This is a genomic window from Pedobacter sp. D749 (assembly GCF_019317285.1).
Classification (GTDB): Bacteria; Bacteroidota; Bacteroidia; order Sphingobacteriales; family Sphingobacteriaceae; genus Pedobacter.
Genome location: NZ_CP079218.1, coordinates 3,382,594 through 3,406,573 on the forward strand (window position 1 = coordinate 3,382,594; position 23,980 = coordinate 3,406,573).

The following is a 23,980-nucleotide window of genomic DNA, read 5'->3' on the forward strand; positions in this document are numbered from 1 at the left end:
TCATATATTAGTTGTTTCACAAAACTAATATAAGTTTTATTCATAAATAAGACGCAAATTTTTACGCAAAAAATACAAATGAAAACAGAGTTAGTGATTGATTTAGAGGCGGAAAAGCAAGAGATTCTAAAAAGATATAGGGCATTACTACGGGCAAGCAAATCTACTTTACAAAAGGGCGATAAAAAAGAAATCAGAAAAGCTTTTGATATGGCACTGGAAAGCCATAAAGATATGCGCCGTAAATCTGGCGAACCTTACATCTACCACCCTATCGCTGTCGCGCAGATTGCTGCTGAAGAAGTTGGATTAGGAACAACCTCCATTGTATGTGCCTTGCTACACGATGTGGTAGAGGACACCGATATTACTTTAGAAGATATTGAACGTGAGTTTGGTAAAAAAACCGCTAAAATTATTGATGGTTTGACCAAAATATCTGGCGTTTTCGATACCAACAGCTCTTTACAGGCTGAGAATTTCCGCAAAATGCTGCTTACCCTGGCGGATGACGTGAGGGTAATCCTGATCAAACTTGCCGATCGTTTGCACAACATGCGTACAATGGATTTTATGCCCCGCCACAAGCAGCTTAAAATCGCTTCAGAAACTATTTATTTATACGCTCCATTAGCCCATAGATTGGGTTTATACGCCATAAAATCAGAGTTGGAAGATCTTTCGATGAAATATCTTGATCCTGATACTTATAAGTTCATCGCTAAAAAATTAAATGAGAAAAAAGCAGAACGTGCGCTTTTCATTAAAAAATTCGTGGAGCCGATTGATGAGATTGTTCACGAGCAAGGTTTAGTAGCCGATGTTTACGGCAGGCCGAAGTCAATCCACTCCATCTGGAACAAGATGAAAAAGAAAAATATCCCTTTCGAAGAGGTGTATGATCTTTTTGCCATCCGGATTATTTTGGACTCGGCCCCAGAAAATGAAAAGGCTGATTGCTGGAAAGCGTATTCAATTGTGACCGATTTATACCGCCCCAATCCTGATCGTTTACGCGATTGGGTTTCGTCACCAAAAGGGAATGGTTACGAAAGTTTGCACACTACGGTAATGGGTCCACGCGGACAATGGGTTGAAGTACAGATCCGTACACAACGGATGAACGAAATTGCAGAGAAAGGTTTCGCCGCACACTGGAAATACAAAGAATCGAGTAACGATAATGGTCTGGATCAGTGGATCCAGAAAGTGCGCGAAATGTTGAGCAATCCAGAAGCCAATGCTTTAGATTTCCTTGATGATTTCAAAATGAATCTTTTCTCTGATGAGATTTTTATTTTCACGCCAAAAGGTGCTTTAATCCAGTTGCCTTTAGGCGCTACCGCATTGGATTTTGCTTTCGAGATCCACACCGACGTGGGTGCAACCTGTATCGGAGCTAAAGTAAACCATAAGCTGGTTCCCATTTCATATAAACTGCAAAATGGCGATCAGGTCGAGATTATTACCTCGAGCAAACAAACCCCAAAAGAAGATTGGTTAAACGTGGTAGTTACTGCTAAAGCCAAATCTAAAATTAAGTCATCGCTAAAAGAAGAAAAGCGGAAAATTGCTGAAAACGGAAAAGAAATCTTAGAAAGAAAGCTAAAGTCATTAAAAATCACTTATAATACCGATAATATACAAAAGCTTAGCTATTTCTTTAAGTTGCCTTCTACACAGGAGCTTTTTGTAAATGTTGCCTTGGGCAAAATCGAGCTGAAAGACATAAAAGAATACCTGTCTAGCGAGAAAGAGGTTGAAAACCGTAGCCCGGAACGTCCTGAAAACCTTTCGGTTGATGGGATCAAGAGTAAAATTAAAGGTGGCGAATCTGATATTTTGCTGATTGGCGAAGATATGCAGCGCATTGATTATACCTTGGCTGCATGTTGCAATCCCATTCCTGGAGATGATGTTTTTGGATTCATCACCGTGAGCGAAGGCATTAAAATACATCGTACAAATTGTCCGAATGCAGCACAGTTAATGGCCAATTATGGTTATCGTGTGGTAAAAGCCAAATGGAACAAACAGCAGGAATTAACTTTCTTAACCGGCTTACGGATTGTAGGTATTGATGATGTAGGCTTGATCAACAACATCACCAGGGTTATTTCTACGGACTTTAAAGTAAATATGCGCTCGATTACTGTTGATACCAATGAGGGGATTTTTGATGGTTCGATTATGATTTTTGTAAACGATACCGAACACTTGGAAAACCTGATTAAAAATTTATTAAAAGTTAGAGGGGTAACCGGAGTAACGAGGTTTGATGCCTAAGTGAGTCCATAGTCGGTAGTCGAAAGTCCAGAGTCTCATCTTATGATGGATAAAGACTCTGGACTTCAGACTAAACATTTAGCAAATCTATGTAATCATTTCATCGGTCTAATCATTTTTCAAAACTATTTACCTACCTTTGAATGGAGTTTAAAAACTATGTCTGAACAAAAAACAAATGAGCTCGTTCGCAAGATTTTTGAGGCTTATTTAGAAAACAAAAATCTACGTAAAACACCAGAGCGTTTCGCTATATTGGAAGAAATATATTCAAGAAACGACCACTTTGATGTAGAAACCCTTTATATCCACATGAAAAACCAAAAGTACCGTGTAAGTCGTGCTACGGTTTATAATACATTGGAGTTATTGGTTTCATGCGATTTAGTTACCAAGCACCAGTTTGGTAAAAACATGGCACAATTCGAAAAATCTTATGGTTACCGCCAGCACGATCACGTGATCTGTATCGAATGCGGTAAAGTAGTAGAATTCTGCGATCCCCGAATCCACCAGATCCAAACCATGGTTGGTGATCTTTTAAAATTTGATGTTAAACATCATTCGTTGAATCTTTATGGTTTCTGTTCTGACTGCAGTATGGCCAGGAAAGTTAGCGAAAGTGCGGCTACAGTCGAAAAAATCAAACAAAATTAAATCAAAATACAAATAAAACCAGCTTAATTTATTAAATAATGACGCAAGTAGATGTACTTCTCGGCCTGCAATGGGGCGATGAAGGAAAGGGAAAAATCGTTGATGTACTAAGTCCAAAATATGATCTTATTGCCCGTTTTCAGGGTGGCCCAAATGCCGGACATACTTTAGAGTTCGATGGCAAAAAATTCGTTCTAAATACAATTCCTTCAGGAATTTTTAACGAAAAAACCATGAACCTGATTGGTAATGGTGTAGTAATCGACCCTATTATCCTAAAAAGAGAGTTAGATAATTTAAAAAAAGCTGGTCATGATCCGGTTGCCGATGGCAAATTGGTGATTGCCCGTAAAGCACACTTAATTTTACCAACCCACCAATTATTGGATGCTGCGAACGAAGCACGCATGGGTAAAAATAAAATTGGATCAACTTTAAAAGGTATCGGTCCAACTTATATGGATAAAACCGGCCGTAACGGTTTACGAGTTGGCGATACTACACTACCCGATTTTAAAGAGCGTTATGCTAAATTGGTAGAAAAACATACTGAAATCCTTTCTCATTACGAAGGTTTCGAATATGAATTAGCGGAAAAAGAAGCATCATTCTTTGAAGCAATCGAATTCTTAAAAACCATTCCTCACGTAGATAGCGAACATTATGTGAATGGTTTCTTAAAAGAAGGAAAAGCGGTTTTAGCAGAAGGTGCACAAGGAACGTTACTGGACGTAGATTTCGGTTCATACCCTTTTGTAACTTCTAGTAACACTACAACTGCAGGTGCCTGTACTGGTTTAGGTATTGCGCCGAATAAAGTAGGAGCCGTTTATGGTATCTTCAAAGCATATTGCACGCGTGTTGGTGGCGGCCCTTTCCCTACTGAATTAGATAATGAAGTTGGCGAAAATTTACGCGCTTTAGGTCACGAATTTGGCGCAACTACAGGCCGTGCCCGTCGCTGTGGCTGGATTGATCTTCCTGCATTAAAATATGCCATCATGTTAAACGGTGTAACCGAATTAATTATGATGAAAGCTGATGTTCTCGATACTTTTGATACCATTTATGCTTGTACGCATTACGAATATAATGGCGAAACAATTGATTACATGCCATATGATATCATTTCAATCGAACCAAAACCCGTATTGAAAGCAATTGACGGTTGGGCTACTGATGTAACTAAAATTACTTCTGTAGATGAAATTCCAGCTAAATTGAGCGATTATATTGCTTTCTTAGAGAAAGAATTAGAAGTGCCGATTAAATTCCTTTCAGTAGGACCAGATAGAGCACAAACTTTAGCGTTACGTTAGAAACATAATTCGTCATGCTGAATTTATTTCAGCATCTATCTACTCTATTAACACTAATAGACCCTGAAATAAATTCAGGGTGACAATCAATTAAAGAAAGGCAATCCATAGCGGATTGCTTTTTTCATTTAAGAGTTGTCAACTTAATAACTACAGCGCTAAAAAGTTGACAACTCTTTGCCAATTGAGATAGTAAATTGATTTCAACAGTTTGTTTTCCTTCTTCAATTTAGTTATTTTTGAGTATAAATATTTTATTATGGCAACTATCTTAGAAAGCGAAATGCTAAATTATTTTACCCAGCTAGACGATGCCGAAAAAACTTCTGTAATAAAAATGCTTAAAGCATTTATAAAAGGGAAAAAAGAAAATTCAAATGTTACCATTGAAGCTTATAATAATGAACTTTTAGCCGCAGAGCATGAGTTTAAAAACCGCAATTATATTTCTCATGATGAGTTATTAAATGAGATTAAAAGTTGGTAACCAAACATCTTGAAATTGTCTGGACTAAGCCAGCCAAAAACCAATTAAGAGAAATCTATAATTACATAGGCCAAGAATCTGTCCAAAATGCAATAAAGGTTATAAATGATTTAACCCAAGCAGTAGAAAATATAGTTCAGTATCCTGAAAAATATAAGATTGATCAATATAAAAAAGATAACGACGGGACATATCGTGCTTTTGAAAAACATCATTTTAGGATATCTTATCGAAACGAAAATCAGATAATAAGAATATTAAGGGTTAGGCATACCAAAATGAATCCTAAAAAACATTAATTTACGATGCTAATCATAATTCCAAAAGATAAAAATTAATTTCTTACAATTACCATCTCTATTTTTACCTTTGCGGCAGCTTGAAAACCCCGCAAAACATATCCGATTTCAAACAAAAAGCATTACACTGGGCTAACCAGTTCGAGGTTTGCTGCTTTTTAGATTCAAATAACTACAAAGATGCTTATTCAGCTTACGACTTCATTATCGTGGCCGGTGCTCATGCAGAACTAAAATGTGGACCAGGAAATGCATTTGATCAGCTAAAAAGTTTTCATTCTCAACATCAGCAGTGGATTTTCGGATTTTTCAGTTACGACCTGAAAAACGAAATCGAAGACCTTCAATCTAATCATCCTGATCATTTAAATTTCCCAGATCTATATTTTTTTGTTCCAAAACACCTCATAGCCTTCAAAAATGGCAATGTTGAGGTTCTGATTGGTCCTGAATCGATTTTAGCGGACATAAATTCCTTTCAGCTTAACACAGGAACCCAATCTAAAAAAGTAACGATAGCGCAACGATTGTCTAAGGACCAATATATTCAAAAAGTAGGCACCTTAAGAGATCATATTATTCGTGGCGATATTTATGAAGTTAATTTCTGTCAGGAGTTTTTTGCCGAAAATATAAAAATAGACCCCATTCAAACTTTTGAGGCGCTAAATCAAGTCTCTCCCACCCCTTTTGCAGGTTATTTTAAGGTTTATGGTAAATATATTTTATCTGCCACACCAGAAAGATTTTTGTGCAAACGTGGCTCAAAACTTACCTCGCAGCCCATTAAAGGCACAGCTAAAAGAAGTTCTGATCTGGCAGAAGATGAAGCCATAAAACTGCAGCTTAGAAACGACATTAAAGAACAGGCAGAAAATGTAATGATTGTTGACCTGGTACGCCACGACCTTACCAAATCGGCCGTTAAGGGTTCTGTTAAAGTCGATGAGTTATTCGGCATTTACAGCTTCCCACAGGTGCACCAGATGATTTCTACCATTAGCTGTGACCTAAATCCAGAAGTCCATTTTATTGATGCCATTAAAAATGCGTTCCCAATGGGCTCCATGACGGGGGCTCCAAAGATTAAAGCAATGAAATTGATCGAAGAATACGAAGTCACCAAAAGAGGAATATATTCTGGCTCTTTTGGCTGCATTAATCCTGATGGTGATTTCGATTTTAACGTGGTAATCCGCAGCATCTTGTATAATGCCGATTCCAAATATTTATCTTTTCAGGTTGGAGGAGCGATTACTTATCAAAGTGATGCAGTATTGGAATATGAAGAATGTCTGTTGAAAGCCAGCGCGATTTTGAAGGTATTAGGAGGTTAATTGGTTCATTAGTTCAATTGTCATTAGTTCACTTGCCATTCATTAGCCAGTTTGTCATTCTGAACGCAGTGAAGAATCTCTTCTACCTTAGTTGTAGCGTCTCGCTATGACTTAACCACCGCTAAGTTATTATTCAAATAAGAAGGTCTTAGCGAGACGCTAAAACCAGGACGTTAGAGTATGTCATTCTGAACGCAGTGAAGAATCTTTTTATTTCTTGCTGTATCCTCCCGTAATCGTTTTACACTTTCGAATTGCAGATTCTTCGTAAACTCAGAATGACAATTTTCGGCAAACAAAAAAGGCGGAATGCTCTGCATCATGCAAAACCTTCCACCCTTCTACTTTCAAGCCTTCTACCTTATTTCTTGTAATACTGTTGTGCTTCAGGCAAATATTTTTGAATTTGTGCAATACGTGTAGCATCGCTTGGGTGGGTGCTTAAAAATTCAGCCGGCTTTTGGGCTCCTGCAGATGCAGCCGACATTCTATTCCAGAAACTGGTCGCATTTTGCGGATTATATCCGGCCATGGCCATAAAAATCAAGCCCAAACGATCGGCCTCTAATTCCTGGTTACGACTGAATTTTAACATCGCAACTGGTGTACCAACGCCATATAGGGTATTAAAAATAGACTGCGTTTTAGGGTTTTTAGACAAAGCAACTCCCGCTGCTGCGCCAACACCCTGGGCAACCATTTCCTGCGACATACGTTCAGCTGAGTGACCCGCAATAGCATGCGCAATCTCATGCCCCATAACAGTTGCTAAACCAGCGTCATCCTGCGTAACAGGCAAAATACCGGTATAAACTACAATCTTCCCTCCTGGCATACACCAGGCATTTTTTTCATTGTTCTGTACTACATTAACTTCCCATTGATAATCAGCAATCAGATTACCATAATTATTGCTGTTCATATAAGATTTTACAGCTGTAATTAACCTGCTTCCAACCGTTTTCACTTTTAAGGCCTGGGCATTTGAAGCGGGTAAAACGGTAGATTTATTTTCTGTTAAAAAGGTACTATAGGCTTGGAATGCCATTGGCAAAACCTGATCGTTACTAACTAAATCAAATCGACTACGTCCTGTTAAAGGAACTGTAGAACATGAGTTAAATAATAAAATCCCAGCAACACTTGCTGTTAAAAATAACTTTTTCATAAATGCGATTTTAAATGATTAGTAATACCTATAGGTAAAGTCGATGATTAAACAGTAAGCCTATAAATAAGTTTTAAAGAAATGTGTTTTGTTAATTAATTAGTCTTCTTCCTAAACAAATACACTTTAGATTCTTTGCCTTTCAGCAATCTTTCGAGATTTTTTTGGTGCGTAACTAAGATTAAAATACAAACCACCATGCCATAAAGCACTTCAGATTTGATGGAAACCTGAAACAAGAAAACTACACTTAGCGGAAAAGTAAATCCGGCGCAAATAGAGCTTAATGAAACATATTTAGTTAACAACAATACCACCACAAAAACCAGAACGCAAAGCATAGATGCTTCGAAGTTAACTGCTAAAATCATTCCAAAAAGTGTGGCTACTCCTTTCCCCCCCCTGAAACCCGCAAAAACAGGAAATAAATGTCCCATTACCGCGGTCACCCCCAAGGCAAGTTGGTAGTTAACAAAAACAACTGAATTTTGTGGTCCGGTAACCGACATACCGATCAGATAGGCAAGATTGGTTGCAGTATAACCTTTTGCAATGTCAATGATCATAACAGCAATTCCGGCTTTTTTGCCCAGTACCCTAAAAGTATTGGTTGCACCCGCATTGCCACTTCCGTATTCCCTTACATCAACTCCATAGAATGCCTGACCAAGCCATACAGCTGTTGGTATAGATCCAAAAAGGTAAGCAATTAATAACGCGCTGAGAGAATAAACCGTAACCATAGCCTACAATGATACAAAAAATAAGCTTTCAATTTTATAGCAAATCACTTTAGTATGCTTTTAAACTCATATCCAGGCTTTTCACAGAATGTGTAAGTGCGCCCATCGAAATAAAATCTACTCCACAAGCTGCATATTCTGCAACATTCTCTTCGGTAATTCCTCCGGAAGCTTCTGTAATAAATTTCCCGTCGATTAATGCAACCGCAGCTCTTAAGCTTTCAAAACTAAAATTATCAAGCATAATACGGTCTACACCACCAATAGCCAAAACCTGGGATAACTCCTCTAAGTTCCTAACCTCAATTTCGATCTGAAGTGATTTATTCTGATTGATCAGATATTTTTGCGCAGCGGTAATGGCGTTTGAAATCCCTCCTGCATAATCTACATGATTATCCTTGATTAAGATCATATCATATAAACCAATGCGGTGATTTACCCCACCACCAATCCTAACTGCCCATTTTTCTAAATAACGCAAACCGGGAGTAGTTTTACGGGTATCTAAAATCTTGGTTTTAGTCGTTTTTAACAGTGAAACAATACGATGAGTTTTGGTAGCAATACCACTCATACGCTGCATGCAGTTTAAAACCAATCGTTCTGCTATTAAAATAGCATGTGTACTTCCAGCAACGGTTAAAGCAATATCGCCTACTTTTACAGCAACACCATCCTGTAGCAATACATCAACTTTCAGTCCGGCATCAACCTCCTTAAAAATCTCAAGGGCCAATTCAATTCCAGCCAAAACACCATCTTCTTTGATAATCAGTTTTGCTTTTCCCTGCGTTCCTGGCGGAATTGTTGAAAGCGAAGTATGATCTCCATCACCAACATCTTCGGTAAGGGCATTTTTTATGAATTGATGTATAAGTTGAGTATCCAAAATATAGGTTTTATGCCGCAAAAATAAGAATTATTTATTAGCAGGCAATTTACTGAAAGGTTAAAGTGAATTTGTTGACTTTACAAGTTTCCAACCTCCGCGACTTATGAAGTTGGCATAGGCATAGCGTTGACACAATTCCGTAAGTTCTGGATAGCCAATTAATCCTTAGCAGGTTCAATTCTTAATTCAGTAATTGAAAAGCTGGTATTGAATTTTTTCATGGTAACAGAAACCCGGAAGGTTTCTTTAGCAGTACTCAAAATAATTACGCCAAAACGATAATTTGGATTTGTGTTTATTTTATGAAAAATACTTGTTTTTACCGGAGGATGTTTAATGAAAAAATCTCTCAAAATTTGTTCACCCTGTGCTTTTGAGTATACATCTTCTTCATCAACAATGATAAGTTCGATGGTTGAGGCGAAACTTTTAGCAATTTCTTTTGAGTTGCCAGCTTTAAAATACGAAGATAAATCATCAATTATATCTGCCTGAATGGCTGTAGGGTAATATAATGAGGATAAACTAATAACGAGTAAAAATAAGCTCCGGATCATTTCTGTATTTTATACAGAACCCTATAGCTAAAATTATGCCATTAGCATATCAAAAAACGGATTTCTTCATTTGTATAAGCATCAATAAAGTTATATTTGCCATATAAACAAAACACCAAACCATGTTATGCATGAAAATGTTTTGATTTGGATCAATAAATTTTACAATAAAAATGGTAAACAATAAAAAACTCGCACTTATAATCCTTGATGGCTGGGGCTACGGAAAACAAGATAATTCTGATGCTGCATATGCTGCCAATACTCCTTTTTTCGATTCATTATTACAGAAATACCCAAATTCCAGGCTTGAAGCATCTGGTGAAGCAGTAGGCTTACCAGCCGGACAAATGGGAAATTCAGAAGTTGGACACATGAACTTAGGCGCAGGTAGGGTAGTTTACCAGGAGCTTGGAAGAATCAATAAGTCGATTACGGACAGGGAATTGCACCACAACCCGGTTTTGGTAAGTGCATTCGATTATGCAAAGCAGCATAATAAAGCAGTTCACTTCATTGGCCTGGTTTCAAATGGCGGGGTACATGCTCATATCGAACATTTAAAATCTTTATGCGATGCCGCAAATGAAGCAAATGTACCAAACACCTTTGTACATGCTTTTTTGGATGGCCGTGATACGGATCCAAACTCTGGCCTGGGCTTTATTACTGATCTGGAAAACCATATCCAAAACACCAATGCTAAACTAGCAACCATGGTTGGCCGTTACTATGCTATGGACCGCGATAACCGTTGGGAGCGCGTTAAACAAGCTTATGATGTAATGGTAAATGGCATTGGTGAGAAAACCCAGGATGCATTAACTGCAATCAAAAAATCGTATGCAGATGGTATTACAGATGAGTTTTTAAAACCAGTAGTATTAACACAAGACAACGGTGCTCCGGTAGCGACCATTCAAAATGATGATGTGGTAATCTGTTTCAATTTCCGCACAGACAGAGGACGTGAGATTACAACAGCATTAACACAAAAAGATTTCCCGGAGCAACAAATGCATAAACTACCATTGTATTATGTGACCATGACTACCTACGATGAGAGCTTTGAAAAGGTAAATGTAATTTTCACCAAAGATGATTTAATCCAGACCATCGGTGAAGTATTGGCCAATAATAATAAAAACCAGATCCGCATTGCTGAAACTGAAAAATATCCTCATGTAACCTTTTTCTTCTCTGGCGGAAGAGAGGCTGAATTTGCCAATGAGAAACGCATTTTAATTCCTTCACCGAAAGTAGCAACCTACGATCTTCAACCTGAAATGAGTGCCGCAGGAATTACCGATGCCATTACCAAAGAAATGGAAACAGGATGGGCTGATTTTATTTGTTTAAACTTTGCCAATCCAGATATGGTTGGACATACAGGCGTTTTTGAAGCGGTAGTAAAAGCGGTTGAAACTGCAGATAAATGTGCTGAAACCGTGGTAAACAAAGGTTTGGAAAATGGTTATTCGTTTATCCTTTTAGCCGATCATGGAAACTCAGAATTTATGGTAAATGGTGATGGATCTGCCAATACTGCGCATACCACCAACCTGGTACCTTGTATTTTAATTGATAAAGACTATAAAACCATTGCAGATGGTAAATTAGGCGACATTGCCCCTACTATTCTAAAAATATTAGGTGTAGCTATTCCAGAAGAAATGACAGGAAACGTTTTAGTATAATGGTTAAAAAACTTTTTATCCCGGTATTTGCTTTGGTTTTATTTTCCTGCAACCAGCGGAAAGAAGCTGAAGCAAATACCAGTTTAAGTTATTTCGATGTTAAGGGTTATTTCGGAAAAGAAATTTCACGCTTGCAGCGCTCAAATCCCGATGTAGATAAAACGGTGAGTATAAATGGCATAGCGGAACATAAAAAAGCCAAAATTACCGATTGGACAAAGGAACTTGCCATTTTTGTTAATGCAGATATCAATAAAACCTCCTGGAAAGGTAGTTTTAAAACTAAAGAACAAGATGGAGTTGATATTTACACTTCCGATAATAAGAAAATCCCTATCAAGAAGATTTCTATAACCTGGAAAGGCCAGAAAGCAGGTAAAATAGAGATTATAATCAATAATAAAAATATCTTATACCAATCACAGGACACTTTAATCTACTGCCCTGATAGCTTATACGAAATCAAAAAACAACAGAAAATCAGATTGCTAAAGGAAAAAAAGTATTCCGTTATTGGAAAACTGAAATAAAAAAAATGGGACCCGAAAATATTCAGGTCCCATTTTTTTTGAAAGGATGTATTTTATTTTAGGCTAGCAATCTGCGCCTTATCGTAGGTTACCCAATCAACAATATCTTTTCTTAATGGCTGCAAGGTTAATACCTTCTGAAAATCAGCGATAGAGTTATTGAACAAAGCTACACAAGCTGCTTTTTCTTCTTTTTTCTTTGCTTTAAAAGATCTGAAAATTGCATAATCCTTGTAAGCTAAGCCCCGGTTCTGAAACATCTGTACATCTTCATCACCATTAATTTCAATGGCTTTTGTAAAATCTTTGAGAGATGCCAGATAAAAATTTTCGCGCATGGTATTTAACGATTCTTTGGGATCGTTAGCTATTTTCAACCTTGCGATACCACGATAGTAGTAAGCGGAAACCGCTGCAGGTTTGATGTTTAATAACCGGCTGTAAGTGGCAATACACTTCTCGTATTCGCGATTTTGGAAGTAAGAATATCCAAGCATCTGGAGTACGTTTGCATTATCAGGAGTTTTAGTATCTGCTTTTTCTAATTGTGTAGCCGCAGTTTTATAATCACCTTTCATCATAGCCTGCATGCTTCTTTCGTAATTGCTTTGCGCAAAACTACTCGTTGATGTAAAAATAATTAACCCTAAAATCGCCTTTTTAAAATAGTTCATGTATGAGTAATAAGTTAACAAATCTAACGCCTAACCGAATTTTATAGGAGGAATTTTTTGCAATATAATCCTATTCTGATAATTTAAAAGTTTTTAATTTTCTTTCATTCACACCAGGTGCCCTAAACATTAGCTTAAACGCTAAAAAATGCATAATATGATATTGGCGAAAATATTTATATTTTTCTGCCTTTTTAACATAAGATTAATATTATTTTCATTTTGGCACAAGAGTTGAATTTATTAAGCGAATACCAAAATTAAACAAATTGAATACGATCAAACTGCCAGTTTGTCGTTAGCGGAAAATGTGATAATGAGTAAACAAGATATATTTGATTTCCATACAGCAATGCCAATTATAAATGAAGATACAGAGTTTTTTCCTTTAATGTCTCAACAAGACGAAGAGGAAATGAACAATGAGGAAACACCCGAAACGTTGGCCATATTGCCTTTGCGAAACACAGTTTTATTTCCAGGAGTAGTTATTCCGATTACAGTTGGAAGAGATAAATCGATTAAGCTAATTAAGGAAGCTTACAAAGGGAATAAGATTATTGGTGTTGTGTCTCAAAAAGACGTTTCTATTGAAGATCCCACTTTTGAGCAGCTTAACACGGTTGGTACTGTTGCCAACATTATTAAATTATTACAGATGCCTGATGGGAATACGACTGTAATTATCCAGGGTAAACAACGCTTCAGTTTAATTGAAGAGGTGCAGAATGAACCTTATATCAAAGCGGTTGTTAAAAAGTTCGAAGAGCAAAAGCATAAGGCGGATAAGGAGTTCAAAACATTAATTGCTTCTATACGCGAGATGTCTGCACAGATTATCCAGCTTTCACCAAATATTCCAAGCGAAGCCAGTATTGCACTAAAAAACATTGAGAGCAATTCATTTTTGATCAATTTCATTTCATCAAATATGAATGCCGAAATGGCCGATAAGCAAAAAATCCTTGAAATGGATAAATTGCAGGAAAGAGCGCAAAAAGTAATGGAACTCTTAATGGTCGAATTACAGATGCTGGAGCTGAGAAATCAGATTCAATCAAAAGTGCGTACAGATTTAGATAAACAGCAACGCGATTATTTCTTAAATCAACAGCTAAAAACCATCCAGGAAGAACTGGGCGGAAATTCTGCCGATTTAGAATTTGATGCTTTACAGGAAAGAGCTAAAAAGAAAAAATGGACCCAGGCCGTTGCTGATCATTTTGATAAAGAAATAGATAAGTTAGGTAGAATGAATCCTGCTGCGCCTGATTATTCGGTTCAGTTAAACTACCTGGAACTACTATTAGATTTGCCTTGGAGCGAGTTTACAAAAGATAATTTCGACCTAAAAAGAGCACAGCGCATCTTAGATAAAGATCACTTCGGTTTAGAAAAAGTAAAGCAGCGTATTATCGAATACCTGGCTGTGCTAAAATTAAAGCGTAATATGAAAGCGCCTATTTTATGTTTGGTTGGCCCTCCGGGAGTTGGTAAAACATCTTTAGGAAAATCAATTGCAAAGGCGTTAGGCCGTAAATATGTACGTATGGCATTGGGTGGTATCCGCGATGAAGCAGAGATTCGTGGCCACCGTAAAACTTATATAGGTGCCATGCCGGGCCGTATTATTTCATCAATTAAAAAAGCCGGAGCAGATAACCCTGTTTTTGTTTTGGATGAGATTGATAAAGTAGGTACTGATCACCGTGGCGATCCATCATCAGCTTTGCTTGAAGTTTTAGACCCTGAGCAGAACAATGCTTTTTACGACCATTATGTAGAGGTGGATTACGATTTGTCAAACATCTTATTCATTGCCACAGCAAACTCTTTAAGTACGATACAGCCTGCTTTGTTAGACCGTATGGAGATTATTGAGGTGAACGGATATACTATTGAAGAGAAAATAGAGATTGCCAAAAAATACCTGTTGCCAAAACAGAAAGAAAACCATGGCTTGCAGACCAAAGATATTAGCCTTAAGACTACCCTGATCGAAAAAGTGATCGAAGATTATACAAGAGAATCGGGTGTGCGTGGCTTAGAGAAAAAAATCGGCTCTTTGGTACGTGGTGTGGCTACTAAGATTGCAATGGAAGAGACCTACGAAGTAAACTTAAGCAATGATGATGTTGAGCGTATTTTAGGTGCTCCGATTTACGATAAGGATTTGTACGAGGGTAATGAAGTTGCCGGGGTAGTAACAGGTTTAGCCTGGACAAGTGTTGGAGGTGATATTTTATTTATTGAATCGAGTTTAAGTCCTGGGAAAGGAAAATTAACCTTAACCGGTAACCTCGGGGATGTAATGAAAGAATCGGCCGTAATTGCTTTGGCTTATCTACGCGCCCATGCAGCTGAGTTTGGCATAGACTACACTTTATTTGACAATTGGGATGTTCACGTTCACGTGCCTGCAGGTGCTACACCAAAAGACGGACCTTCTGCTGGGGTAACGATGCTTACTGCTTTAACTTCTGCATTTACGCAACGTAAGGTAAAACAACATTTAGCTATGACTGGTGAGATTACTTTACGCGGAAAGGTGCTTCCTGTTGGTGGAATTAAGGAAAAAATTCTTGCGGCAAAAAGGGCAAACATTAAAGAAATTATCCTTTGCAAAAGCAATCGTAAAGATATTTTAGAGATTAAAGAAAGTTACATTAAAGATTTAACGTTTCACTATGTAACCGAAATGAGCGAAGTAATTGAATTGGCATTAACTAAAAATAAGGTAAAAAAGCCTATAGATCTGAGCGTTAAAATTGCTCCGATTGTAAACTAATTGCTAATTCTTTTGGATTGACGATCAAAAATCCAATTACAATAAATACTTTTATAGCCCGGGTAAATTGCCTGGGCTTTTTTATGAGATCATTTTTATTTACCATAGTTTTTTGTTCGGTTGTTTCAACCAGTTTTGCCCAATCTTTTAAAAACGAATTCGGTTTTAAAACTGAAAACGATGCTTATCTGGCTACATTAAATGATCGATATTATACCAACGGATTATTTATCTACTTCCGCCGGGCCATTAATACGGAAAAGCTATCCGATAATATCGAAAAGAAAACCTACGAAATTTCTGCCGGGCAAAAAATGTATACACCCTATTGGGGCCAGGTACCAAATAAAGCAGATCAGGACAGACCTTTTGCAGGTTACCTTTATGCCGGTGGTGCTTATTCGGTTTTCTACAAAAATGAAAGTGTTCTAAAAACAAGTGTAGAATTGGGAACGGTTGGCCCCAACTCACTTGCTCAAACTGCACAGCGCTTTCTGCATAAAACCGTTGGCTTTTATACTCCTGCAGGCTGGGATTACCAGATTAAAAATGAATTGGCCGTAAACTTTGCCGCAAATTACAGTAAACTACTTTTTAGACCTGAAGATCCTATCTTAGATATTAGTGCACAGGGTTATGCCAATTTAGGCACCACTTTTTCAGGGCTAGGCGCCTCGGTTTTATTTAGGGCAGGTAAAATCAATCAATTGTTCAATAGTGCTTACCATAATGCGGTAATTGGAAATTCGAAAACAAAAAGCCTAAACAATTCAGAGTTTTTCTTTTACGTTAAACCGCAGCTAAACTTTGTTGCCTATGATGCTACCATACAGGGAAGCCTTTTCAATAACAACAGTCCGGTAACATTTGGGGTAAAGCCAATCGTTTTTGAACAACAGTTTGGCGTAAATTATAGTTCGAAGCGATTTACAGCTGATTTTAATGTGATTTTTAAAACGAAAGAGGTTAAAAGTGTGGCCAAGGCGCAGAATTATGGTGGTTTGAGTTTATACTACAGGTTTGGGAAGAGTTAGCTAATTGTTAATATTGTTTTATTGTTAGATATTCATTGCTTACTGCAAATCGCCTGATGTAAACCATATTAATTTAGTTACTAATTTACAGCGCATGAAAAAAATAATCCTTTTTATCATTTTGTTTTTCATAATCGGTGCGACTATTTACAATTTATATCCCGAACAAAAACTCCCACTAAATACAGAAATTGATTACATTATTGTAAAAAAATCTGATCGGCAGCTATTGGCTTACGCGAAGCACAAGCTGATCAAAACATACAAAATTTCTTTAGGTGATAATCCCGTGGGCCATAAGGAATTTGAAGGTGACGAAAAAACACCAGAAGGGTTTTATATCATCAACGCGAAAAACCCAAATAGCGGCTACCATAAAAATCTTGGAGTATCTTATCCAAATAAAGAAGATATTGCCAAAGCTAAAGCCCTGAATAAATTACCTGGTGGCGATATTAAAATACATGGAATTCGAAATAAATTAGGCTTTATCGGTAAGTTTCAACGATTTTTCGATTGGACAAATGGCTGTATGGCACTAACCAATAACGAAGTAGACGAATTGTTTTATGCTGTAAATATTGGAACTAAAATAGAAATCAGGCCTTAAATTTATTTTGGATTTGAGAGAATTGGTTATACAATAAAGGGCAATTAAATTGCCCTTTATTGTATCTATTTAATTTGTCAGTTTAACCACCTTAGCGGCATAGTACTGATCGAGGTAAGCTTTTACTTCAGCCTTTTTAGCTGCATCATCAATAAAGTTATATAGTGGGGTCAAACCATCATCCGAAGCGCCTATAAAAGTTGCTTTATCCTCTGTAGTAGAAGCAACCCAATTGTTAAGGTTTACAATAACTCTGTTATTTATGGTTTCGGGCTTTAATTTGCTAATATCACCTCCTGTTGAACTATAATAGATCTGGGCAGAAGTATTATCATTTAAATTGCGTAGGATAGGCTCATCAAGGTAGCCGGTAGGCAAGCCAAATGTCCTTTTTAACGTATAACGTAATCCTTCCATAATTATCGCCCCCCGCCTCTCGTTCTGAGGTGCTTCTGCCTGGTAAACAACGTCAAATTTAGAACCTATTTTTATGTTTGTTAAAACATGTGTTCCATATTTACTAACAAGCTCCTGAGCAGATAATAAAGTAATATCTCTCTTAAAATCTGCTGTTAAAAATTTATTTACCGACTGGTCGTAATAAAACTTATACACCTTCCAGGTTATGTAATACGAATAGTGTCCGTAAACATATTTTTTATTAGTAGCATCTGTTCCTGGAAATACCTGATTAATGGTATTTCCAAAGAGTTTTAACCCCTTGGTTGCGTTATATGAATTAGAGAATTTTGTTGATAAATCAACGGCACTTTCAGCCTGAGTAGTCCTCCACGAAGATTGTGTACCTCTTATAAAAACAACGTTATATGTTCTGTCGGCATCATAAGCAGAAATATCGACTACATTGCCTCTTACAGAAGCCAGATCATTAAACTTATCTGTAACATCATATCCGAACCCTAAAAAATTGAAGGTTGCGGATGGTGGATATACAGGTTGAGTATCCTGGGTTGCACCCTTAACCGTATAGGCAATATCAGGGGATAATTTTTCTTCAGGAACTGGGTTTGGAATTTCTTCAGGATTTTTCTTGCAGGCAGCAAGTGTAGCCATAAAGGCCAGCGCTAAAATAGTTCTTTTCATTTGGTTTAATTATTTGTGTGTGCTCACCAGTGTCAATTTTGGTGCCACTTACACAACAAATCCTGGTATTTGAATGTGGTTTATCAAAAGGTAAATCAAAACAACTAAAAGACAGCAACAGTATAACCATAAATCATTATAGATCAATTACTTTTCTGTTTTTCTTCTTTTCAGCTGTTGAGGCCTTATTTTTTAGCCGCTTTTCGATAACGCCTTTGGGAATTTTGGTTGGCTTTCTTTTTTTCTGAACGGTTAGTGACCGCTTTAATAAATCAATCAGTTTTGCAATGGTTTTCTCTTTGTTTAAAAGCTGGCTTCTATCTTCCTGCGAAACAATATGTAACAGTCCTTCAGAATCTAAACGGTTTTGAAGTTTTTCCTTTAACAGTGTTTTTTCCTCGTCGTTGAAATGGTCAAAGGCATCGATATTAAAAATGAGCTCTACCTTACTCGAAACTTTATTTACATTTTGTCCTCCCTTACCCCCACTTCTGGAAGTTTTAAATGTAACAGACCGTAAAATTTCTTCTCTTGTAGGTAACATGCTACAAAAGTAAGAAATTAGGACTAATTAAATCTTATTCTCCTTCTTTGGTTTCACTTACTTTGCTCCTAAGGCCTACAATATCTTTATCCAACTGGTATATTCCTCCCCTATCGTTGCCCACTAATTGCAGTTTCTCTAACATGGTTTTTGCCATTTTTTCTTCTTCCAGTTGTTCATCTAAATACCATTGCAAAAATTTAAATGTCAGGTAATCTTTTTCGTTTAACGAAAGTTCTACCAGATCGTTAATGCTTTTTGATACCAACAGTTCATTATCCAGGAAATCCTGAAATACCTCTATTACCTGCGAGAAAGAATTTTTAGGCATATCTAATGCGGTTATTATGGCATGTCCGTCGCGGTCGTTAATATAATGAATCAGCTTCAGCATGTGGTGGCGCTCTTCATCGCTCTGGCGGTAAAAAAACTCGGTATATCCTTCTAAACCCGGCTGTGTTTCCAGCCACGAGGCAATGCCCAGATAAACTTGTGATGATTCGGCTTCCAATTTAACCTGGTTATTCAGCGCCGCCAACATTCTTTCAGATAGTAACATAAATTTTCTATTTATTTTTCTAATTAAACACATCCAGCAAATCAATGTTTTAGCAATGCCTTGTTTATAATCTATCTTAAAAAAATTCAGCATTCTGTTTCTATTTTTTACCTTTGCGTTACGATGAAGAAAAACCTGGTAATAGCAATAGATGGCTATTCATCTTGCGGAAAAAGTACATTAGCGAAAGCACTGGCTAAAAAATTAGGTTTCATTTATGTAGATAGCGGGGCGATGTACCGTGCCGTAACCCTATATTTCTTAAGGAATAACATCGATATTACTGATGATGCTAAAGTTGTTGATGCTTTACAGCACATTGAACTGAATTTCCACTCCCGCGATTATGAATCGCACATTACCCTTAACGGTGAAGAAGTTTCTGATGAAATCCGTTTAATGCCTGTTTCTGAAAATGTAAGTGAGGTTTCAGCGCATAAAATTGTCCGCCATGAAATGGTGAACCAACAGCAGCGTATGGGCAAATCGAAAAATATCGTAATGGATGGCCGGGATATCGGCACGACCGTTTTTCCTGATGCACCGGTAAAATTCTTTATGACAGCCGATCCAAAAATCAGGGCCGAACGCAGGTTTAAGGAATTGGAAAGCAAAGGTAATAACGAAACTACGTTAGAAGAGGTTTTTGAAAACCTTGCACACCGTGATTATGCGGATACCACTCGAAAGGAAAGTCCGTTGGTTAGGGCCGATGATGCCATTATTTTAGATAATACCGATCTTACACAGGAAGAACAATTGGATTTTGCGTTGGAGAAAGTTAATCAGTTTTTGGTTCATTAAGCAGTAGGTCATTTGTTCACTAGTCATTAGTTCATTGGTCAATGGTTTAGTAGTTGATGTCCATAAATCATAGCTTAATTAATCGTCTTAAGACTAGGGATTTAGATTAAATGCGGTGCTCCAGTCGAAATGACGTATCTCTAAGGCTAATTATTATCGGTTAAACGGTTCCAGGCTATGAGCTATCAGGCTATCAACCATGAACGATCTAACGACTAGCCCTTCGACTCCGCTCAGGATGACACACCGAGAGGAATTGTTACAATCGCATAATTGACTCCAAACCCCAAACGCTCAACTCCAAACTGATAGGCTCCAGACTATCAACCATGAACTATCTGGCTATCAAACTTTAACTTCAGAAAAAAATTCATATTTTTAGCGCATAACCCAAATGTTGCTATGAAATTAAAATCAATTTACCTTACTGTATTATTTCTATCCCTTTTTATTTTAAATGTAAATGCCCAAAAAGGCTGGATCAATCTCTTTAACGGAAAAGATTTAAAGGACTGGAACATTAAAATCGCTAAACACGAATACAAAGAAAATTATGCCAATACTTTCCGTGTAGAAAACGGTGTAATGAAAGTAAGTTATGACGGATACAATGAATTTGACCAACAATATGGTCATATCTTCTATAAAAACCCTTTTTCTGCCTATCTTTTAAAAGTAACCTATCGTTTTATAGGCGAACAGGCTAAAGGTGGCGAAGGCTGGGCAACCCGAAACAGTGGTGCCATGTTACATTGCCAGGATCCGGCAACGATGTTAAAAGACCAGGATTTTCCGATTTCTATCGAAGGGCAGATTCTAGGTGGAGACGGAGAACACGAACGCCATACCAGCAATGTGTGTACACCTGGAACGCTGATAAATTATAACGGTAAATTGTTTACGCCACACTGTTTAGATTCCAAATCGAAAACCTATGCAGGCGACCAATGGGTAACCGCAGAATTTTTAGTCTTAGGTGATTCTGTTATCAAACACATTATAGCAGGCGAAGTGGTTTTAGAATACACTAAACCTCAAATTGGTGGCGGCAACGTCTCTAACTTTGACCCGAAAGTTAAAATAGATGGTAAAGCATTAACATCAGGTTATATATCATTACAAAGCGAAAGCCATCCGATAGAATTTAAAACGGTAAAACTTTATGATTTAGAAGCCTATATGAAAAATAAGGCAAAACTGGATAAAGTATTGGCTAAAATATTAAAAGAGTAAACCATATTACTACTTAGTTGTTGAATGGTGATGTAAAAACATTACACCTAAATTTATATGATGCTCAACACCCGTTTATTTGCTCCCCTTGCCCTGCTATTCTTTCTTTTAGTTGCCAATATCACCTTTGGACAAACTGCTTACAAAGTGAAAGACATCCCCGATCCTAAAAAAAATGGGGATGGTTATGTAAGTGACCCTGACAAAATATTGGGCACCAATGCGGTTTCGGAGCTCAATAGTACCATTTCCGATTTTGAGAGTAAAACCAATGTGCAAGTGGCAGTGGTGGTAGTTAACGATTTCGACCATGATAAAGAGGATTTCGACTTTGCTTATGAACTTTTCAATACATGGGGAATAGGTTCAAAAACCAGTAACAATGGTTTGTTGTTATTTATTTCAAAGGAGCGCCGTAAATACAGGTTTATTACGGGTACTGGTGCAGAAGGTGTTTTACCTGATGTAAAGCTTAAACATATTGCCGAGCAGCAGCTTATACCAGCTTTTAGAGAAAATGATTTTGCCACCGGAATTACCAATACCATTAATGCCATTGGTGAGATTATTTTAAACCCTGAACATAAATCGGAGCTCAACCAATTGTTTACTCAGCAAGAAAGTGGTAATGATTTAGAAGATTTCTTACTACCAACCGGGATAATCATGCTGCTTTTTTGGGCTGCATTCAAAATTTTAAACCGGCAGGCTAAAAATGCTACAAAAGATAAATCCAAGTCAGATGGAAACCAATATGAAAAGATTGGAAAAGGCTGTGCGGTGGCTATGATGATCACTTTTGTAACTGGCTTTATATTCTTCTTTTTTGGTGGACTGGAATTGGTTAAAAAAATAAGGCCAAAAGATGTTCCGATTATTCTGTATGTTATTTTGGCTCTTGTACTTTTCGGCAGGTACCTTTTCCACATTTCAGCATTGCGAAAAATACACAATGACGATAAAAATTTTTTTAATTCGGTAAGTAGCTTTCATAAAAAGAATTTTTGGCTGATCATTTTTTCTCCCCTTATTTTAATCAACATTATCATCTATTTATTTAAAAGTGTTAAGAACATTAACCGATTTAAAGCAGTGCTGGATAGTAAGGGCCAGGAAATGCTGCGTTTAGATAGGGATATCAATATTGAAGGCGAACCTTTTTTAACAAAGGGCCAACGTAAAGAGGAAATAGTAAAAGCTTATGATTACGATATCTGGGAAAGTGCCGACCATAAAGAACATATCATTAAGGCATGGCCTGCAGAAAACTACAATAGCTATACTGAATGCCCGGATTGTTACTTTAGAACTTACAAACTAAATAAACGCATAACCACAAGAGCGGCAACCTACAGCCATGAAGGCCAGGCAAAACTGATAAATGAGTGCAGTTTTTGCAAAAAAACAGAATTTATAAAGTGGATTACACTGGCCATGCTGGTCGAATCGAAGTCATCTTCTTCTTCGTCGGGCAGTAGCAGCAGTTCTTCCTCTTCATCGAGCAGTAGCTGGGGCGGAGGAAGCAGTAGTGGCGGTGGTACAGGTGGAAGCTGGTAGTGTTAACTCAAATTAAATGACAAAGAAAAATATTTTGATCGCACTTGCCATTTTCATCATTCTGATCATTATCTATATGGCTAAGTTTACGGTCATTAATATAGCCTTATCTAATTTATCATTTCCTGATCAGCTGAAACATTACCCCTATTTAAATCAGGGAGCCCAATCAGAAAATTTTGAAGTGGATTATCTTTTCTATGATCCGGCAAATATAGATTACGATACCGAAACGGGGAGTTTCATTATTACCACTGCACATGTAAACCAGGATTTTGAGGTATACCACAAACTCGATGCAAAGGGAAATTCAATCGATTCGCTCGTTAATGATAGCAGTGCCATTCATACCTTTCATAACGAAGGTGTGGTTTTTGGTGAAGATTATTTTATTGATTGGATCACATCAGGTAATAAAAACAGACAGCCTTTTATTGATTTCCTGAACCAGGATTTTAAAATGGACGAAAAGGCTTGGGAAGTAATTTTTGAGACCAATTACAAAAATGCGCTTGCAGTAACCTATAAAACAGCAGCAGATTGGCATTCTTTAACCTTTTATTTTAAAACATCCAAAGGCTGGCTCGCCATGAATACTTTTAAAAACGATGATCGGATCTATCAGGATATGGGCTCAGAAAATGAGCTTGATTTTAAGGGATACCCTATTAAAGGGAACAGATTTATTACTTTAAAAAGCAGCATTACAGGAAAATATCCATTGTTGAGTTATAAAAACCAGAATAATGTAGAAAACCAGCCTTATAATTGGACAGACCCGAAAAATCCTGTTATTCTAAAATATTTCAAAAAAGAGAACTTACAGGGACGGGCGCCATACACTGGTTTGCCACAAACCTGGGGTGGCGACGTTTATCTGACCTTAAAACATAAAAGCCAGCTAATAGGGTTTAAAGAAATTGCGCTTAAAGCTGTTGGATTTTCTTCCGAACCAAAAATTAACCTGGATTTATATCAGGTCCCAAAAGCATTTGAAAATAAATCGGATGTTGCGTTTATTATCCTCTCGTATGGAACAAATATTGGCGACCGGGGTGGAAACGGGATTTATGTAATTAAAAAAAAATAGTTATATCT

General features: G+C 37.2%; 23 protein-coding genes. 15 read left to right on the forward strand and 8 right to left on the reverse strand.

What is annotated here, in order from left to right; all coding sequences use genetic code 11:
• Nucleotides 1-78: 78 nt before the first annotated feature.
• The 6 genes from KYH19_RS13625 to KYH19_RS13650 all read left to right on the forward strand — a co-directional run bounded on the left by KYH19_RS13625 (nucleotide 79) and on the right by KYH19_RS13650 (nucleotide 6,385).
• Entirely contained in the window at nucleotides 79-2,286 is a 2,208-nt protein-coding gene (locus KYH19_RS13625) for a bifunctional (p)ppGpp synthetase/guanosine-3',5'-bis(diphosphate) 3'-pyrophosphohydrolase (RefSeq protein ID WP_219075529.1), read from the forward strand.
• 159 nt (nucleotides 2,287-2,445) lie between these two features.
• Nucleotides 2,446-2,943, forward strand: coding sequence for a Fur family transcriptional regulator (locus tag KYH19_RS13630; protein ID WP_090500261.1), 498 nt, complete (start codon nucleotides 2,446-2,448; stop codon nucleotides 2,941-2,943).
• 38 nt (nucleotides 2,944-2,981) lie between these two features.
• Nucleotides 2,982-4,262, forward strand: coding sequence for an adenylosuccinate synthase (locus KYH19_RS13635; protein ID WP_219075530.1), 1,281 nt, complete (start codon nucleotides 2,982-2,984; stop codon nucleotides 4,260-4,262).
• Between the two features lie 259 nt (nucleotides 4,263-4,521).
• Nucleotides 4,522-4,749, forward strand: coding sequence for a hypothetical protein (locus KYH19_RS13640; RefSeq protein WP_219075531.1), 228 nt, complete (start codon nucleotides 4,522-4,524; stop codon nucleotides 4,747-4,749).
• Nucleotides 4,743-5,048, forward strand: coding sequence for a type II toxin-antitoxin system RelE/ParE family toxin (locus tag KYH19_RS13645; protein ID WP_219075532.1), 306 nt, complete (start codon nucleotides 4,743-4,745; stop codon nucleotides 5,046-5,048). Before KYH19_RS13640 ends, KYH19_RS13645 begins: the two co-directional genes overlap by 7 nt.
• An 80-nt stretch (nucleotides 5,049-5,128) precedes the next feature.
• A complete protein-coding gene (locus KYH19_RS13650; protein ID WP_219075533.1) occupies nucleotides 5,129-6,385 on the forward strand; it encodes an anthranilate synthase component I family protein in 1,257 nt (418 codons plus the stop codon).
• Between the two features lie 361 nt (nucleotides 6,386-6,746).
• On the opposite strand, the gene KYH19_RS13655 is transcribed toward KYH19_RS13650, so the two are convergent.
• The 4 genes from KYH19_RS13655 to KYH19_RS13670 form a co-directional block, all read right to left on the reverse strand.
• The gene (locus KYH19_RS13655) at nucleotides 6,747-7,553 is read right to left on the reverse strand and encodes a M48 family metallopeptidase (protein WP_132395303.1); all 807 of its coding nucleotides are present in this window, start codon (nucleotides 7,551-7,553) and stop codon (nucleotides 6,747-6,749) included.
• Between the two features lie 95 nt (nucleotides 7,554-7,648).
• Nucleotides 7,649-8,296 (reverse strand): glycerol-3-phosphate 1-O-acyltransferase PlsY, encoded by a 648-nt coding sequence (plsY, locus tag KYH19_RS13660; RefSeq protein WP_029279402.1) that lies wholly within the window; start codon nucleotides 8,294-8,296, stop codon nucleotides 7,649-7,651.
• A 49-nt stretch (nucleotides 8,297-8,345) separates the two neighbouring features.
• Nucleotides 8,346-9,188: a carboxylating nicotinate-nucleotide diphosphorylase gene (nadC, locus tag KYH19_RS13665; RefSeq protein WP_219075534.1), complete on the reverse strand. Its 843-nt coding sequence runs from the start codon at nucleotides 9,186-9,188 to the stop codon at nucleotides 8,346-8,348.
• 161 nt (nucleotides 9,189-9,349) lie between these two features.
• A complete protein-coding gene (locus tag KYH19_RS13670; protein WP_219075535.1) occupies nucleotides 9,350-9,748 on the reverse strand; it encodes a DUF4783 domain-containing protein in 399 nt (132 codons plus the stop codon).
• A gap of 173 nt (nucleotides 9,749-9,921) precedes the next feature.
• Here KYH19_RS13670 and gpmI point away from each other — a divergent pair, with 173 nt between their 5' ends.
• Together gpmI and KYH19_RS13680 are read left to right on the forward strand one after the other, a co-directional pair.
• Nucleotides 9,922-11,445 carry a 2,3-bisphosphoglycerate-independent phosphoglycerate mutase gene (gene gpmI / locus KYH19_RS13675; protein ID WP_219075536.1) on the forward strand — a complete coding sequence of 508 codons (1,524 nt, stop codon included), beginning with the start codon at nucleotides 9,922-9,924 and terminating at the stop codon, nucleotides 11,443-11,445.
• Nucleotides 11,445-11,975, forward strand: a complete 531-nt coding sequence (locus tag KYH19_RS13680; RefSeq protein WP_219075537.1) for a hypothetical protein — start codon at nucleotides 11,445-11,447, stop codon at nucleotides 11,973-11,975. The genes gpmI and KYH19_RS13680 overlap by 1 nt, the downstream gene beginning before the upstream one ends.
• A gap of 53 nt (nucleotides 11,976-12,028) precedes the next feature.
• On the opposite strand, the gene KYH19_RS13685 is transcribed toward KYH19_RS13680, so the two are convergent.
• Nucleotides 12,029-12,649 (reverse strand): tetratricopeptide repeat protein, encoded by a 621-nt coding sequence (locus KYH19_RS13685; protein ID WP_132395308.1) that lies wholly within the window; start codon nucleotides 12,647-12,649, stop codon nucleotides 12,029-12,031.
• 316 nt (nucleotides 12,650-12,965) lie between these two features.
• On the opposite strand from KYH19_RS13685, the gene lon reads away from it, so the two are divergent.
• From lon to KYH19_RS13700, 3 genes are all read left to right on the forward strand, one after another.
• Nucleotides 12,966-15,437, forward strand: coding sequence for an endopeptidase La (lon, locus tag KYH19_RS13690; RefSeq protein WP_132395309.1), 2,472 nt, complete (start codon nucleotides 12,966-12,968; stop codon nucleotides 15,435-15,437).
• Between the two features lie 83 nt (nucleotides 15,438-15,520).
• Nucleotides 15,521-16,471 carry a lipid A deacylase LpxR family protein gene (locus KYH19_RS13695; protein WP_132395310.1) on the forward strand — a complete coding sequence of 317 codons (951 nt, stop codon included), beginning with the start codon at nucleotides 15,521-15,523 and terminating at the stop codon, nucleotides 16,469-16,471.
• Between the two features lie 94 nt (nucleotides 16,472-16,565).
• A complete protein-coding gene (locus KYH19_RS13700; protein ID WP_219075538.1) occupies nucleotides 16,566-17,081 on the forward strand; it encodes a murein L,D-transpeptidase family protein in 516 nt (171 codons plus the stop codon).
• A 69-nt stretch (nucleotides 17,082-17,150) separates the two neighbouring features.
• On the opposite strand, the gene KYH19_RS13705 is transcribed toward KYH19_RS13700, so the two are convergent.
• From KYH19_RS13705 to KYH19_RS13715, 3 genes are all read right to left on the reverse strand, one after another.
• Complete coding sequence (locus tag KYH19_RS13705; protein ID WP_219075539.1) at nucleotides 17,151-18,185, reverse strand: MAC/perforin domain-containing protein; 1,035 nt, start codon at nucleotides 18,183-18,185, stop codon at nucleotides 17,151-17,153.
• A 136-nt stretch (nucleotides 18,186-18,321) separates the two neighbouring features.
• The gene (gene arfB, locus KYH19_RS13710) at nucleotides 18,322-18,729 is read right to left on the reverse strand and encodes an alternative ribosome rescue aminoacyl-tRNA hydrolase ArfB (RefSeq protein ID WP_219075540.1); all 408 of its coding nucleotides are present in this window, start codon (nucleotides 18,727-18,729) and stop codon (nucleotides 18,322-18,324) included.
• A 34-nt stretch (nucleotides 18,730-18,763) separates the two neighbouring features.
• Entirely contained in the window at nucleotides 18,764-19,288 is a 525-nt protein-coding gene (locus tag KYH19_RS13715) for a ferritin (protein WP_132395314.1), read from the reverse strand.
• Nucleotides 19,289-19,411: 123 nt separating this feature from the next.
• Here KYH19_RS13715 and cmk point away from each other — a divergent pair, with 123 nt between their 5' ends.
• The 4 genes from cmk (at nucleotide 19,412) to KYH19_RS13735 (ending at nucleotide 23,972) form a co-directional block, all read left to right on the forward strand.
• Entirely contained in the window at nucleotides 19,412-20,092 is a 681-nt protein-coding gene (gene cmk / locus KYH19_RS13720; RefSeq protein ID WP_219075541.1) for a (d)CMP kinase, read from the forward strand.
• A gap of 402 nt (nucleotides 20,093-20,494) precedes the next feature.
• Nucleotides 20,495-21,325: a DUF1080 domain-containing protein gene (locus tag KYH19_RS13725; protein WP_132395316.1), complete on the forward strand. Its 831-nt coding sequence runs from the start codon at nucleotides 20,495-20,497 to the stop codon at nucleotides 21,323-21,325.
• Between the two features lie 57 nt (nucleotides 21,326-21,382).
• Nucleotides 21,383-22,882, forward strand: coding sequence for a YgcG family protein (locus KYH19_RS13730; RefSeq protein WP_219075542.1), 1,500 nt, complete (start codon nucleotides 21,383-21,385; stop codon nucleotides 22,880-22,882).
• Between the two features lie 16 nt (nucleotides 22,883-22,898).
• Nucleotides 22,899-23,972, forward strand: coding sequence for a hypothetical protein (locus KYH19_RS13735; protein WP_219075543.1), 1,074 nt, complete (start codon nucleotides 22,899-22,901; stop codon nucleotides 23,970-23,972).
• Nucleotides 23,973-23,980 lie beyond the last annotated feature (8 nt).